Genomic DNA, 15,006 nt, shown 5'->3' with positions numbered 1-15,006 from the left:
ATGAGTGCACCACAATATAAACCAATGAGAGAAAGTGAAGTTTGTAATGCTATCGGGTGGGTGTTAATAGCTCTCGGCTTTATCGCAGGTTTTTTATTTATTCTTGCATTTGGTCGAATTGAAGTAGCTTCTTACTATGGTAAAGAAACGGTTTGGTCTGGAGTTATGATAGCAACAGGAATCGGAATTATATTTAATGGATTCCTTGCAGGCTACTTATTTCAAAAAGTAGCTAGTATTCTTCGTTACCATGAGAATAAATAATATCTTGTATAAAAAGCACCCTAGGGTGCTTTTTAAAATTGGTTTAACTACCCTGCTTGGTAATTATATTTAACTTAAAAAGAACTACCCACTCATTGAGTGGGTTTTTTATTGCCTAGAGGAAAGTAAAATGGCACAAGAATCCCGTTTGGTCATTGTTATTGATTCGCAAAATGCTGAACGTAATGCGCGTAATCTAGGCAATGAACTTGTTAGCATTGAACGTAAAGGTGAATTTGCATCTAAGTCTATGGACAGCTTGTCTGTAGCCACCAGAGCTTTAGCTGGACACATGGCTGGTTTATTAACAGTAGGTTCAGCCATTTCAAAGATGGATACATATACTGGATTACAAAATCGCCTTAAGTTAGTCACTAACAATCAAGCTGAGTTAAACAAGGCTACGGAAGACACTTTCCGAATTGCTCAAAAAACCTATTCAGCTTGGGATTCTGTGTTACAGGTATATCAACGTTTTAGTGATAATGCTAAAACACTGAATTTAACTATGGATGACACTGCTCGACTAACTGAAACAGTATCAAAAGCAGTTGCGATCAGTGGTGCAAGTGCAGAAGCAGCTGATGCAGCTTTAGTTCAATTCGGGCAGGCTTTGGCAAGCGGTACATTACGTGGTGAAGAACTCAACTCAGTTATGGAACAAACACCAGCTCTAGCAAAGGCTATTGCTAAAGGTATGGGGATCACCGTAGGAGAGTTGCGTTCAGTTGCGGCTGAAGGAAAAATTACTTCACAAGAAATTGTAAAAGCGCTTAGAAATGTAGAATCTGATGTTGATGCTCTTTTTGCTAAAACAGATATCACAATCGGGCAGTCTCTCACACTCCTAAACAACGAGATCACAAAATTTGTTGGCGAAGCAGGTAAGGGAAGTGGTGCGGCACAGGTATTAGCTGGATCAGTTCAAACTCTTGCAAGTAATTTAGATTTAATTGCTGATGGGGCTTTGGTCGTTGGTATTGGTTATATAACTCGTGCAATTTTGATTAAGAGCGCTGCTATTAAAGAGGGAATGGCTTCAACTTTAGCGAGCCGCCAAGCATCTGTATTAAATGCTCAAGCAGAATATGCAGAAGCTACCGCTGCTTTGAATGCAGCAAAAGCTCATCTCGCGAATGTGCGAGCAACAAATGCAGAAACCCAAGCTAAATTTGGAGCAACTGCGGCAGCAACTCGATACGCACAAGCACAGGCAGCAGTAACTGCTGCTACAAATGCACAAACTGCTGCGCAAACACGCCTCTCAGCAGCTTCTTCTTTAGTTGGTAGTATTGGTAGCCGAGCATTAGGACTTATCGGGGGTCCAATTGGAGCAATTACCTTAGGTGTATCCGCTCTGGCTGCAACTTACACTTATTTTAAAGGTAAGGCAGAAGAAGCGAATAGAACTCTCGCTGAACAAGCCGAAGTGGCTAACCGTACTGCTGAAGAATTAAAAGGCTTAAAAGGTGAGGCAAAAACCAAAGCTATTAATGACTTAACAACGGCTTTTAAAGCTCAAAATGAGGAGTTGAAAAAAACAGAAATGGCTGTTGGTTCAGCTTTAATTGATATTCAAAACTACGGTAAAGGTAATGTTGAACTTACAAGGATTTCTAATGAAGCTCGATTGGGCACGATTAGCTACAAGGAGGCTATGGAGCAACTTGCAAAGCAGAAGTTACCCCCAAGCCTAAGAGATGCATTAAAGGAGCAAATCGACAAATATAATGAAGCTTATGAAAAGGCTGATAAGACCAAAACAGCCATTAAATTGTTTGGTATTGAAGTTACCTTAACGGGTAATAAAGCCCAAAATGCAGCAATTGAGCAACAGAAGCATGCTGATGCTATCAAGAATACAAAACAGGCTGCAGATGAGGCTCAAAAGTCCTTACAGAAATTGTATGCAGATAAATTGTGGGATACGCAATTTGTCGAGATAGTAATGAAAAAAGGTTTTTCTGAGTCTCAGGCTAATGATTTACTGAAGCTTTATAAAGATTCATTAGCTAAGGGTCTTAAGGCAGCAGACCGAGAGGCTATGAAAGCATTAACGGATACTTGGAAAGCAGAAGAATCAATCAAAGCCATCACGGATGCTAGAACTGATTCTATACGTGAGCAAAACAAGGAGCTTAAAAATCAGCAAAAAGTACTAAGTGTAAATGCGAAAGTCCTAGCGAATGCTTCAAAATTCGGCTTTGCAGATCTAGAGTCTAAATACAAACTTCCATCAGGAACATTATCCGCGATTCATATGATCGAATCGAAAGGTAATGCAAAAGCCTATAACAAAGAAACCGGGGCGACTGGTGGATTTCAGTTTCTCGAAGGTACTGCCAAGCAATATGGCGTAAAAGACCGCACTGATTTAGCACAGTCTGCTGAAGGTGCGGCTAAGTACATGTCTTATCTTTTGAAGCTTTTTAAAGGTGATTTAGAAAAGGCTGTACGTGCATACCATGCAGGTGAAGGCAATGTAATGAAGGGTAAAGGTATTGGTAAAAATAATAATCAATACTGGAAAGACTATCAAAGTTATATGGCTGGTATTAATGGCTATTCTGCTGGCGATATTTCATCAAAAGACTTTGATAAGCTTATTCAAGATACAACTAAAATGGCTGAGGAGCAGGCAAAACTTCGCCTTCAGTTAGAGAATGAGGTTGCTAATCAAGTAACAAAGATTAGGAATGATCTGGCCAAAAAACTTGAGGATGTTGATAAAGCTAACTTTAGCCCAGAACGCAAGGCCGAAATTAAAGCAGAACTTCAAGCACGTGCAGATAATGATATTGCTATTGCTGAGCAAGCTACAAAGACTAAGCTTGATTCATTCCGAGACTACACAAAGACGGAAGAGCAAATATTAAAAGATAGCTATGCCAAGCGTCAGTTTGAGGCCGAGCATGACCTAGATTTAACGAACGATCAGCGTAAAGAGGCTGTTGATCTATTAGCTCAACAATTAAAGCAAGAACTTGGGTTAATGCAATTAGCTCAGGAACAGCGTTTATTTCAGGCACGTTTATCATTGCTTTCGGAAACGCAAGCCATGCAGGAACGTTACAGACTCGAACGGGAGGAAATTCTTAAGAATACCAAGCTTTCTATAGAAGAGCGGCAAAAGCTAATCGCATTATCTAAAGCCAATCAGGATAAAGAGACACGCGATAAAGTGAATAACGCTGTTCAAAACTGGGGTGGTATCCAAGCCGATATGAATGGTGCTGGCGAGTTTTTCAGACAGGATCAGGAACGTTTTAGCCGTTTAAATGCTGCAAATGATTTAGCAGATAGTCAATTTGCTGCTACCGACCTGAATGAGCAAAACTCTTTAGATGGTTTGAACGCTCAATTCGAAGCAGGGCTAATTAAGCAGCAGGATTACGAAAATCAAAAAACAGCTATCATTCAAGCTGCTCAAGATCAACGTAATCAGATTGCCACCGAATATGCAAAGAATGCTCAGGATATTGAAGATAAGTATCAGCAAGACCGCTTGAACACTCAAATTGCATTTGGTGGCCAAATGATGGGTTCTCTTACATCTATGTTTGGTTCAATGTTTGGAGAGCAATCTAAAGCTTACAAAATCATGTTCGCTGCAGATAAAGCTTATGCGATTGCAGCTGCGGGTATTGCGATTCAGCAAAATATTGCAGCAGCTTCAAAAGCTGGTTTTCCTCTTAACATTCCATTAATTGCTGGAGCTGTTGCACAGGGTGCAAGCATCATTGCAAACATCCGGGCAATCAAAGATCAAGGTTTTGCGGAAGGTGGTTATACAGGTCGAGGTGGGAAATATCAGCCTGCTGGTATTGTCCATAAAGGAGAGGTGGTCTGGTCCCAAGAAGATATTAAACGCTGGGGGGGAGTTGGTTTAGTTGAGAAAATGCGTAAGAGTGCAAACCCTGAAGCTTTTCTCAATAACAATGCCTCAGCTGATAGTGTCATGCGCCGTGCAATGATGAGCTCTAATGCCTATATAGAAAGCCAAAAGCAAGCTGACATCTTTAATCAATCGGTTCAAGATACTCAGATTATCTATAAAGTTAATAGAGACACACCTAAGTTGGCGTCTTCGGCAAATTCTGACTTATTCCATGATGGCAAGGTCTACTTCTCATCTAATGGTTTAGTTCAGAATCGTTCAAATCTGGATGATGTTCAGGATTTTACTTTAGGACGTATTTCACGCCCTCAAGCTGAGATGATGCCTTCAATTGAACCTTCTACACCGACAATCAATTTCAAAATTGAAGTGATTAATCAGGTGAGTGGGGCGACAGTTGAAGCCGAACAACTGGACGAGCAAACAGTCCGGATCATTGTTACAGATGAACTGGATAAGCAGCTTCCAAGAAAGGTACCGAAACTTGTAAGTGACCAAATTGGTAATCCAAACTCAACTATTAGTCGGTCTTTGACTGAGAATACGACAGCAAGACGGAATCGATAGTTTTAGATTCCCCCTTATAGAAGGAAGAGATGTTAATGGAATGTAACTAAAACATTTTAAAGATAACGGTATAAGGAGGAAAAATTAAAGTTGCACTTATAGAAGAGAGAAATGTTAATGGAGCGTAACAGATACCTTTTAAAGTAACAGGTATAAGGAGAGATAAATTTAACATTGTACTTATAGAGTGGAGTGGAAAGTTAATGGAAGGTAATAGCTAATTTTTAAAGAGGTGGGTATAAGGAGGATAATTTAACGCTACCCTTATAGAAGGGCAAGAGCTGTTGACACCTTAAACCTACATCTACTTCTAAAACCCATTGACAGCCAATATTATGAAATGACCACCTTCGGGTGGTTTTTTTATGTCTGTATGCGGAAAAACCGCATGAGGATAAACAGGTTGGAAATTTATAAAGTTCCAAAAAGCAAAAACCCCAGTGTTGGCGCACTGAGGTTTTCAATTCAACTCAACCGATCAAAGTTAAGAGGAGAAATCTCTATATGACAAATCATACATCAAAATCACATTTAAAGGTAGATGGAAAAATGAGCGAATCTGGTGCTGATTATGTAGGTAAGATCCAAAGTTATGCATTACTTATTATTGCAATCTCAGTTTTGATAAGTGCTTTAGGAGGCGTTGCATGGCTATTATTAAAATAAATCAATTTGAATATTAAGAACCGACCTAATTAAAGGTCGGTTTTTTATTGCCTGAAGGAAAGTTATGTACAAGTTAAAGCTAAATCCCCAGACCAGCGGCTATGGCGTAACACCAGGTGATGATGTGAAACGTCAGCAGATGGATGGCGGACGTGGTCGCTATTACATCGATGTAAAACGTAATAGCCACATTGTTGATGTGAACTGGAATTTAAGTAAAACCGATTTCAATAAAATGATGGCCTTCTGGCGGATCTATCAGAATAAGCCAGCTTCATTTTATGCGGATCTGGTGATTGATCAGGGAGCACGTCAGCAATACCTGTGTAACTTCATTCCGAACTCGTTCAAGACCAATGAAGTGAATGGCAACCTTTACCGGGTAAATGCACAGCTCGAAGTTGTTCAAAACCAGCCTAACCTTACGGCCGATATAGCTTTGATTAAGGATTGGGAGGTCTAATGGATAACGAATATGCCAAATTCTTTTTCAATCGGAAAGTTGATGTCTATCAACTGGAGTGTATTGAGCTTTCTCATCCTTCTTTTATGAATACATACCGAATAGTCCGTAATGATGACCGAGGTGTTTATGTTCAACATAAGGAGGGATCCGGTCAGGTCTATTATGAATTTTTGCCAGCATCTATTCAAAGATCCGGAATGCTTGGTGATCTGGACCAGACATTAACCGTTTCTATCTCTGGTCTAGGTGATGTGATGCCTGATGAGTTTGAACGGGTAATCGAAGGGCAATATCCAGATGTAAAGCCAACCGTAAATTACCGGATTTACAGTTCAGACAATCTGAACTCTCCAATATTTTATTTACTTGGACTGCAACTCTCCAGTGTTGCCATGAACCATAAGGCTGTGACATTCAAGGCTGAATCGCCGCGATTAAATACCACTAAAACCGGAGATATCTTTGCACTGGATCGCTTTAGTGGCTTGAAGGGGGCTATATGAAAAGTCACGATCATTTGCTCGATAGGCAATATGACGATGAACACTACAATTGTGTTCACTTTGTTCATGAAGCTGCAATGGACCTATACGGTATAGATCGGGCGGAAGCGCTTGAACTCTTTATGCAGCCTAAGGGCAAAATTACTTTTTTATCTTCACGGTTAAAACTTTTAAATCCGCTGCCCATGCCCAAGGAAGGCTGCATAGTCGCCTTCCATCCCAGACAAAGAAATAAGCCCCCGCATGTGGGGCTTTTTCGTGGGCAAAAGATTCTTCACCTCATGGAAAGCGGAGTCACTTATTTGCCTGAAGAGGTCGTGATGGGAATGGGGTTTAATCGGGTCAGTTATTATGATTAAAGTTATTTATAAAAAAGATGCTTTGTCTGAAGAAAAGACAATTGAACAGGCTCAAACCATTGGGCAATGGCTCACTTCAAAATATGAACATATGCCTGAACATGTGCGTATCTTTCATACTACAAGCAATATGGATCATGCCGAAATTTCATTTGCGAATGAAGTCACACCGAAGAATGCATATGACTTAAAGCAGCTTGATTTCTTACCGGGCACTTTTATCGTAGTTGAGAACCCTAAATGGGTCGCGGCTATTGTTTCGATTGTGATTAGTATTGCGATCGCATTTTTAATGCCGACGCCATCAATAGCACAAACGACTCAAAATACTAACCAGTCTTCTTCAGCAAACAATGAACTTTCTAACCGTGAAAACAAGATCCGGGTGAATGGTCGTATTGCTGATAACTATGGAGCTGGGTGGAATACTCCCGACCTAATCGCAGTACCTTACAAGGTATATGAAAACAACGTTGAAGTTGAGCATGTAGTGGGCTGTATTGGTCGTGGACACTATAAAATCAATGGAGCTTATGACGGTGAAACCAATATTGTCGATATTGCCGGTGCATCGGTAGAAGTCTATCGACCGGGTGTCGATATTGTCTCGGGTGAGCCATATTTCTCGCTTGGTACCGAAATTACAACTCCACCCTTAACGGTTCAGCATCAAACTTCTGTTAATGGCCAAGTTTTACGTCCTGCTGATACACAATCTTTAGAAGGTACCAACTATCTTCATTTTGCATATCCAAACGAGATCCTTCGGGCATCTGCAAACAATACGGATTTAACCACTAAGTTTGTAAGTAATGACCGCGTAGAAATCACCAATGCTTCATTCACGTTTAACGGCCAGACTTATGATTTAAACGGCACTTACAGTGTTCTATCGGTAGCTGATGATCGAATGACGTTATCAAATCCGGCGGCCGTTAATGCTAACTGGTTAAAGCTTAAAGAGTTAAATAACCAACAAACTGCAGCTTTGTCACCAAAGATCAGTTCAATAGGTGAAAAATGGATTGGTCCATTCATTCTGGACAATGTTGAACGTAGCCGGGTGCTGTGTAATTTTGTGGCCACCAATGGACTTTATACCGTTTCTTCAGGTGGGAATCAGGCCGCTGTTAACGTCACGATTGAAGTTGAAGTAACACCGGTAAATGAATCTGGTGCAGCGATTGGTAATCCGATGCTGAAGCAGATTATTTTGAAAGGTTCGGCAAAGTCACGTCAGACCGTTGGCGCAACACTTGATATGGTCACGTTTCAGGGGCGTTGTAGTGTCCGTGCACGCCGTTTAACTCCGACTCCGGCAGTTACAACAGTTGTTGATGAAGTAAAGTGGCAGGCGCTTTACGGTGCTTATCCTTTGCAAAGCACAGTGTATGAGCATGAAACGGTTTTTCGTGCGCGTACTTATGCAACCACTGGAGCTTTATCTGTTAAGTCCCGCAAGATCAATTTTGATCTTCAGCGAATGTTGCCGACTTATAAAAACGGGGCAATGACGACAGAGCTATATCCAACGTCTAGCTTTGCTGATGCTTTGGTATCTATGGCACTCGATGACAAGATTGGCCGCCGTTCGATCGATGAGATTGATCTTGAAAACATCTATCGGACTTATAACGATGTAGTTGATTATTTTGGTACTCCACTAGCGGCTGAGTTCTGTACCACTATTGATGATACAAACCTGTCTTTTGAAGAGCTGGTTACCAATCTTTGTGATGCCGTATTTTGTACTGCATATCGGCAAAATAATAAGCTCAAGCTTTATTTTGAACGTCCAACTGATAACTCTGTAATGCTGTTTAACTTCAGGAATATCATTCCGGATAGTTACAAGCATGACCTGACCTTTGGCGTGATGGATGACTACGACGGACTGATCTATGAATACACGGATCCGACCGACGATAGCCGTATCAATATCTATTTGCCAGACAAAGGAGCAAAGAACCCGAAAGAAGTGAAATCCGTTGGGGTGCGAAACAAGTGGCAAGCTCATTTTAATGCGTACCGGATCTGGAACAAGCTTCGCTTCCAGCGCAAATCCATCACCTTTGATGCGGCGCCTGAGTCTGAGTTGCTTGTGCTACGTGACCGTATTGCCGTAGCAGATTATCGCAATGGTATTCATCAAAGCGGGGAAGTGGTACAGCAAGAAGGTTTAATTCTCACCCTAAGCCATGATGTAGATTTCATTGCAGGCAAGAGCTATGTGATCTATCTGCAAATGGGGGATGGTACCGTGGACCTTATTCCTGTTACCGCAGGATCTGCCAAGAACAAGGTAGTTTTAGGCCGATTACCGAACGGTGCATTAAAGCTAAGTCCTGATGATTTTGTGAATACTATCTATACGGTGGTTAATGACGATACCAAAGGCTCACTGCCTTATCTGGTTGCAAAAAGAGAACCGGCTGACCAGTTCTCAAATACCATTACGGCAATTAATTACGATGAACGTTATTACCTCAATGACAAGGATTTCATTGATGTGCCGGTAGATGATTCACCGATCTACATTCGATATGACCAGCTTGATATTAATCTCGCACGTTTATATCAAATGCAAAGAGGTGATTTACCAACGACTGGAGAAATTAGCTTTGTAGTTGAAGCTGGTGCGCTGGTTTCAAGCTCAAGTTCTTATCGACCTGAAACAAGGATGGTTTATAAGTTTGACTATAATAATAGTCCTGCAAAACGAGAGTATATCGTTCCTGCTGCAACTGAATTACCAGCGATAGATACAGGGGAGTTCCCACCTGATCTGGTGGTGAATCTAACGATTAAAGGCGCTGTTGTTGGACGTGGTGGAGATGGCGGGTTGCCACATTTGGCATTTGGTGCATGGTCTACCGATCCGGATTACAACTTTACCAAAACCCGTCGTGATGGTTTTCAGGGAGCACCCGGTCTATTAAACCGGCACAGTAAACTAAACCTGATTATTGATGGTGGAACTCTGGCTCGAGGCGGCTCAGGTGGTGGAGCAACACCAAGCGGTATTTATACAGGATTATCGTATGGAGTTCAGGGTATTCCCGGTGGAGCTGGAGCACCTTTTGGTCGGGTTATGACCGGACAACCTATTACTAACGATTCACAAGACTGGCGTTGGTACTTAAATGGTGACTTTATGGTTGTCAAAGTAACCGATGCCGAAGCTTCGGTACCCGGTAAAGGTTACCGAACCCAAAATGATCGTTATGGATCTCCATTATCAGGTGATGGCGGAAATTGGGGCCAACGTGGCACCAAATCCACCAATGATGGAACGTGGAACTGGCAATACCATGGCACAACTGAAGGTCAGCCGGGACCGGGTGGACCTGCAATTGTTGGGGTGGCACCGCAAACAACTCAATTGACTAACGGAGGGAAAATCTTACAAACACTTTAAACTTTAAAAGAACTTTGAGCACCCAATTCGGGTGCTTTTTTATTGTCTGAAATATCTGGAGAAATTTATGGAACCAGTTTCCACTAGCGGTTTTACAGCACTTTTAAAATTATATGGGGTTGCAATCATGGTGACTTTAGCAGTCGGCTTGGTTGCAGCAGTTGTATTAATGACTCGTATGCCACGCTCACCACAAGAGTGGGCAGTTGGTTTGATCTGTACGGTTGTATCAAGTTTGGCTGGCGGCTCATTCATTATTGTGAAGTGGGGACTTCATGAATGGGTTACTGATGTATGGGGGATGATTGCTCTAGGTGGGTTCTTCTTTGTTTGTGGTTTACCCGGTTGGGCTTTAGTCCGTTGGATTTTTAATTTTATAGATAAACAGGAAGGTAAAACGATCGTTGAAGTGATCAAAGAGTTTAAGAATGCCAGAAAAGACATTGAAAACAGTTAATACCGCCTTCGGGCGGTTTTTTTATATCTGAAGGAAACCGAAATGAATATTGAAAAATATCTTGATGAATTAATTAAGCGTGAAGGCGGGTATGTAAATAACCCAGCTGATCGGGGCGGTGCAACTAAGTATGGAATTACTGAAGCAGTTGCTCGAGCAAATGGATTCAAAGGCAATATGCGAGATTTACCTCTGGATGTGGCCAAAGCAATTTATCGCAAAAACTATTGGACTGCTCCACGTTTTGATCAGGTTAATGCAATTTCCTCTGCTGTAGCTGAAGAACTTTTAGATACTGGTGTGAATTGCGGTACCGGCTTTGCAAAACCACTTTTACAACGAGCTTTGAACTTGCTTAATAACCAAGGTAAAGCAGGGTTCCCCGACTTAGAAGTAGACGGTGTTTATGGTTCAGAAACGCTAGGTGCTCTTAAAACATACTTGTCAAAACGCGGGAAAGAAGGCGAAAAAGTTTTAGTTCGAGTTCTGAACATTATGCAAGGACAACGCTACATTGAAATCTGTGAGCGTAATCCAAAGCAGGAACAGTTTTTCTATGGTTGGATTGCCAATCGGGTTGTTATATGACTTTCTTTCAATACAGACGTTCAAAGATAGCTTTCACAATCACACTGCTGTGCATTCTATTTTCAGGATGCACAGCTCATACAATTAATAGTAAGGTTAATATTAGAATTTGCGTAAAAGCCCTTTAATAGGACTTTCATAATATCGATATTGAAAATACTAAATCGAAGAAAAATATCTTCTTTTATTTAAAATAAATACAATTTTCTATAAAATAGTCTTTTTGAAGATTTAAAGTTATATGAATAAATTTAATTACTTAGACCAATTAATTGCAAATTGTGAAGAAGCAAAAAAAGCTTTTCCTAGTCGCGAAATAACTATAGACAATATAGCTGATATAGAAAAAGTTAAGGATTTTAAGTCTGCGATATATATTATCCGAGAAATTGGAGGTAATCCCTTAAAAACATTTAATGATTTTATCTCCTTTAGAGAGGAGGAGGGGCTAAAAGGTGAAAATCGAATGAGGTGTGCAAAGCCAAATAGTCCTTCAGAAATCTTATACGTAGGTTCCTCGATAAACGATCTAATAAATCGTTTAAGAGAACATACAACAAAAGTGAGTAGTTTAAAAACTTATGCTTTGAGATTAAATAACTGGTTTAAAGGAGAATATCAAATTCATATTAAAGAATATGATGTCAGTAGAGATATTCTTCAATTGATTGAAGATAATCTAGCTTATGAGCTAAAACCAGCTTTTGGAAAAAGAGGACCAAATGGTAAATAGAGTTAACGTTAAGTTTTCGCTAGCTGTATATTCTAATGTTAGGATGTACAGCACATACGATCAACAGTAATGTGAATGTAGGAATTTGTGTGAAAGCCCTCTGAGGAGGGCTTTATTTGTAATAATCCACATAAAAAATACTTTGAATTTTAGGCTTAAATGGATCTAGTCCACCCCAGTTTTGAAAATCAATAATTTCACTTATATCCAGTGAAAATACTTTACTTAAAGGGTATTTACTTTTCTCTATGAGCAAGAAGGGTGAAATGATTTCATCAAATTGATGGGCTGTAAGATCAATAACATACTCATCATTTTCTAACCAAAAATGATGTTCATTTTCAATATTTGTCCCTTTCATGAGTTTAAAATCATTTATGCCTTCTTGTTGAAGAATTATTAATAGTAAGCTACTTGCTTCCTCACAAAAGTTTCTGGGAAAAACTTGCCATATCATTGGAGATTTTAGATGGTCTTCAAAAAACTTAAGAGCAGAGCTCGTTATCTGGTGCACCTTTTCGTATTGCATTTAATTTTTAATCCTTTTAAACAACAGTTCCTAGGATTGGAATCATCTGAGGCCCAGTCATCCGAGCCTTACTAATAATCTCGACGAGTTCATCATAAGTTAAATTTAAAAAATCTTCTTTTTAATTAGTTTATTAATGTATTCCAGTGATTGGTATTTTGGTAGGAAGATAAAACTATTCTAAATCTTCATCCGTTACGTAAATATAAGGTACAAAATAAGGAACCTCTCAACAGACCCTAATCATTTACTCGATTTTTGACATATTTTGTAGTGAATTACGCAAGTACTATATAAGTTTATCTTTTAAACACTCGGCTTCCTTATTTCATACATTAATTTACAGCTCTAGGTCAGGTTATAAGGCTCTAATAAAAAGGCTTTTTAATAATCAGCAGCCTTATTTGAGACTATTTATGTTGAACTAGAGAGGAAATCCGCATGCGTGCTCTTACCTATCATGGTGCTCGGGATGTACGAGTTGAATCTGTTCCAGATCCAGTGATTCAGGAACCAGATGACGTTATTTTAAGGGTGACAGCCACTGCCATCTGTGGCTCAGACCTACATCTATACCGGGGTAAAATCCCCGCCACTGAAGACGGTGATATTTTCGGCCATGAATTTATGGGAGTTGTAGAAGAAGTCGGCCCTGCAGTGACAGAAGTCAAAAAAGGTGACCGGGTGATCATTCCCTTTGTCATTGCATGCGGTCACTGTTTTTTCTGTGAACATGAACTGATGGCTGCCTGTGAAAATACCAATACGGGTCGTGGTGCAATTCTCAATAAAAAACAGATTCCACCAGGAGCGGCCTTGTTTGGCTTTAGCCACCTGTATGGTGGTGTTCCGGGTGGTCAGGCTGAATATGTGCGGATTCCCAAAGGCAATGTCGGACCGTTTAAGGTTCCCGGCTCCTTGCCTGATGAAAAAGTATTATTCCTGACCGATATTCTGCCAACAGCCTGGCAGGCAGTAACCAATGCTCAAGTCACCCGTGGTTCTACAGTGGCAATTTATGGTGCTGGTCCAGTCGGTCTGTTATCTGCAGCTTGTGCACGGATGCTCGGTGCCGAACAGATCTTCATGGTCGACCATCACCCTTATCGCTTGCGATTTGCTCATCAAACCTATGGGGTCATTCCGGTCAACTTTGATGAAGTCGATGCAGCTGAATTTATTATTCAAAATACAGCAGGTTATCGTGGTGTTGATGCAGTTATTGATGCCGTTGGTTTCGAAGCCAAAGGGAGTGTTCTGGAAACAGTAATGACCAACCTGAAATTAGAAGGTTCGAGTGGTTCAGCACTAAGACAATGTATTGCAGCAGTCCGACGCGGCGGTGTGGTGAGTGTACCTGGGGTTTATGCAGGTCCAATTCATGGCTTCCTGTTTGGTGATGCCTTTGACAAAGGTTTAACTTTTAAAATGGGACAAACCCATGTGCATAAATACTTGCCGCAGTTACTCGAACATATCGAAAATGGAGATCTGTCTCCGGATGTGATTATTACCCATCGCATGAAACTGGAAGATGCTGCGGAAGGTTACCGTATTTTTGATAAAAAGGAAGAAGACTGTCGTAAAGTCATTCTAACGCCGTAAATTTACTTAAAGAATAAAAAGTGCCTTCTAGGCGCTTTTTATTCTTTAATCAAGACAGATCAAATCACCTGTTTTTATTTTTCAATTTTCTTCATCAAAAACTAGGGTCTGTTGATACTTACTGTTCATAATTAACCCTATAAAGGTAGCCATAAAAATATACAGGCTAAGGCAACAGAACTTTGATAATTTCTTTTGAGCTTTTCATATCGAGTAGCTATTCCTCTAAATTGCTTTAATCTACAAAACATATTTTCAACTAAATGCCTGATTTTATATAAATACCAGTCCATATGGTCATTGTTCGATTGGCTATTCGTTTTCTTTGGTATATTCGCTTTAGTCCCTGTTTTCCTGATCTGTTCACGCAGTGGTTCTGAATCATAGCCTTTATCTGCGCATACCACTTTTGTCTCTTTTAAATCTAATGTTGATATTAAATCAGGCGCAACTTTAACATCATGTGTGGTTCCATCGGTAATCATGAAATCAATAGGATTGCCATGTGCATCAACAATCAAATGTATTTTTGAGGAGTTTCCTCCTACACTTTTAGAAATAGATTGATTCGCTATGCCGGCAGAATGTTGATGAGCACGTACATGAGAGCCATCAATAAAAATCCACTCCATATCGGGGCATGAGGCTATTAATTTGAATAATCTAAGTAACTTACCGCTGCTTGACCAACGATTAAAACGTTTGAAAATAGAGTTTGAATGACCAAAACAAGAAGGAATATCTCGCCACGAACAGCCTGTTCTAATTCTATAGAGAATAGCTTCAATAAAATTGCGTAAATTTGAGTTGTGGTGAATGGATAAATTACGCAGAATAACTTTCAACTTTTGCCAGTGTTGATCTGTCAGCATGGTACGAGGCATAGCGAATAGTAAAATTGGGTTTGGTGATTTGATTTTACTACTTCGCTATTTTTTTAAGCGAAAAGTGTC

Annotated in this window: 13 protein-coding genes; 11 read left to right on the top strand and 2 right to left on the bottom strand. The window is 40.2% G+C overall.

The annotated features are described in order from the left end of the window. The 10 genes from HMPREF0013_RS10105 to HMPREF0013_RS10070 all read left to right on the top strand — a co-directional run bounded on the left by HMPREF0013_RS10105 (position 1) and on the right by HMPREF0013_RS10070 (position 11,919). Positions 1-264, top strand: coding sequence for a hypothetical protein (locus HMPREF0013_RS10105; RefSeq protein WP_001275792.1), 264 nt, complete (start codon positions 1-3; stop codon positions 262-264). Positions 265-394: 130 nt separating this feature from the next. Next, positions 395-4,729 (top strand): tape measure protein, encoded by a 4,335-nt coding sequence (locus tag HMPREF0013_RS10100; RefSeq protein WP_002121623.1) that lies wholly within the window; start codon positions 395-397, stop codon positions 4,727-4,729. Between the two features lie 504 nt (positions 4,730-5,233). Beyond that, positions 5,234-5,395, top strand: a complete 162-nt coding sequence (locus HMPREF0013_RS25095) for a hypothetical protein (protein ID WP_002121607.1) — start codon at positions 5,234-5,236, stop codon at positions 5,393-5,395. Positions 5,396-5,459: 64 nt separating this feature from the next. Further along, positions 5,460-5,858: a hypothetical protein gene (locus HMPREF0013_RS0105200; protein ID WP_000277438.1), complete on the top strand. Its 399-nt coding sequence runs from the start codon at positions 5,460-5,462 to the stop codon at positions 5,856-5,858. After that, positions 5,858-6,364 carry a DUF1833 family protein gene (locus tag HMPREF0013_RS10095; protein WP_025464104.1) on the top strand — a complete coding sequence of 169 codons (507 nt, stop codon included), beginning with the start codon at positions 5,858-5,860 and terminating at the stop codon, positions 6,362-6,364. Before HMPREF0013_RS0105200 ends, HMPREF0013_RS10095 begins: the two co-directional genes overlap by 1 nt. Then, positions 6,361-6,723: a hypothetical protein gene (locus HMPREF0013_RS10090; protein WP_000835159.1), complete on the top strand. Its 363-nt coding sequence runs from the start codon at positions 6,361-6,363 to the stop codon at positions 6,721-6,723. Before HMPREF0013_RS10095 ends, HMPREF0013_RS10090 begins: the two co-directional genes overlap by 4 nt. After that, the gene (locus HMPREF0013_RS10085; RefSeq protein ID WP_002121538.1) at positions 6,716-10,141 is read left to right on the top strand and encodes a host specificity factor TipJ family phage tail protein; all 3,426 of its coding nucleotides are present in this window, start codon (positions 6,716-6,718) and stop codon (positions 10,139-10,141) included. Before HMPREF0013_RS10090 ends, HMPREF0013_RS10085 begins: the two co-directional genes overlap by 8 nt. 67 nt (positions 10,142-10,208) lie before the next feature. Then, entirely contained in the window at positions 10,209-10,598 is a 390-nt protein-coding gene (locus tag HMPREF0013_RS10080) for a hypothetical protein (RefSeq protein WP_000433912.1), read from the top strand. Positions 10,599-10,640: 42 nt separating this feature from the next. Then, positions 10,641-11,186, top strand: a complete 546-nt coding sequence (locus tag HMPREF0013_RS10075) for a glycoside hydrolase family 108 protein (protein ID WP_002121604.1) — start codon at positions 10,641-10,643, stop codon at positions 11,184-11,186. Between the two features lie 241 nt (positions 11,187-11,427). Then, positions 11,428-11,919, top strand: a complete 492-nt coding sequence (locus HMPREF0013_RS10070) for a hypothetical protein (RefSeq protein WP_005802707.1) — start codon at positions 11,428-11,430, stop codon at positions 11,917-11,919. 112 nt (positions 11,920-12,031) lie between these two features. Here the strand turns inward: HMPREF0013_RS10070 and HMPREF0013_RS10065 are convergent, their stop codons facing one another. After that, positions 12,032-12,448, bottom strand: a complete 417-nt coding sequence (locus HMPREF0013_RS10065) for a hypothetical protein (protein WP_005070343.1) — start codon at positions 12,446-12,448, stop codon at positions 12,032-12,034. A gap of 441 nt (positions 12,449-12,889) precedes the next feature. Here HMPREF0013_RS10065 and HMPREF0013_RS10060 point away from each other — a divergent pair, with 441 nt between their 5' ends. Next, on the top strand, positions 12,890-14,053 hold the full coding sequence (locus HMPREF0013_RS10060; protein WP_002045824.1) for a zinc-dependent alcohol dehydrogenase: 1,164 nt from the start codon (positions 12,890-12,892) through the stop codon (positions 14,051-14,053). Positions 14,054-14,190: 137 nt separating this feature from the next. Here HMPREF0013_RS10060 and HMPREF0013_RS10055 read toward each other — a convergent pair whose 3' ends face one another. Next, a complete protein-coding gene (locus HMPREF0013_RS10055; protein WP_002051611.1) occupies positions 14,191-14,937 on the bottom strand; it encodes an IS5-like element ISAba31 family transposase in 747 nt (248 codons plus the stop codon). Positions 14,938-15,006 lie beyond the last annotated feature (69 nt).

Origin of the sequence: Acinetobacter sp. SH024, from assembly GCF_000163635.1 — a bacterium.
GTDB lineage: Bacteria > Pseudomonadota > Gammaproteobacteria > Pseudomonadales > Moraxellaceae > Acinetobacter > Acinetobacter pittii.
This window is presented reverse-complemented; position numbering and strand designations above follow the sequence as displayed.